The organism is Vibrio sp. 1978, from assembly GCF_033344345.1.
This window is the reverse complement of record NZ_JAWPOP010000374.1, coordinates 1-757: the sequence shown is the minus strand read 5'-3', so window position 1 is coordinate 757 and position 757 is coordinate 1. Positions and strand designations below refer to the sequence as shown.

At 45.6% G+C, this 757-nt stretch carries 1 pseudogene; it reads left to right on the top strand.

The features are described 5' to 3' along the window. A pseudogene (locus tag R8N49_RS26700) lies at positions 1–757 on the top strand (RNA degradosome polyphosphate kinase); the annotation flags it as partial.

Here is a 757-nt window from a genome sequence, read left to right as displayed (position 1 = left end):
CGCCGTGAAGGTGACGATATTATTCGCTACGCGCACATTGGCACGGGCAACTTCCACGAAAAAACCGCTCGAATCTATACCGACTTTTCGCTGCTCACCGCAGACCAAGAAATCACCAATGAAGTGCGCAACGTGTTTGGATACATTGAGAACCCTTATCGCCCAGTGAAGTTCAATCACTTGATGGTTTCTCCGCGCAATTCTCGCACCCAAATTTACCGCCTGATTGACAATGAAATCGCCAATGCAAAGGTGGGCAAAAAGGCAGGATTAACCATCAAGGTCAACAACCTCGTCGATAAAGGCATCGTCACCCGTCTTTACGCAGCAAGCAACGCGGGAGTAAAGATCAACATGATAATCCGCGGCATGTGCGCTTTGGTTCCGGGAATTGAAGGCGTCAGCGAAAACATTCGAATCATCAGTATCGTTGATCGCTTTTTGGAACACCCACGCGTAGTGATCACGCACAATGATGGGGATCCTCAAGTCTACATTTCATCTGCCGATTGGATGACACGAAACATCGATCATCGTATCGAAGTTGCCGCTCCTGTTCGTGATCCACGTTTGAAACAGAGAATTATTGATATAACTAACATCCACTTTACCGATACAGTAAAGGCACGTTTGATAGACAAAGAGATGAGCAATAGCTATGTACCGCGCGGAAACCGTAAAAAAGTTCGCTCACAAGTTGCCATCTACGACTATCTTAAAAATATAGAAAAGCAAACAAGAAGACAAAAGTCAGATT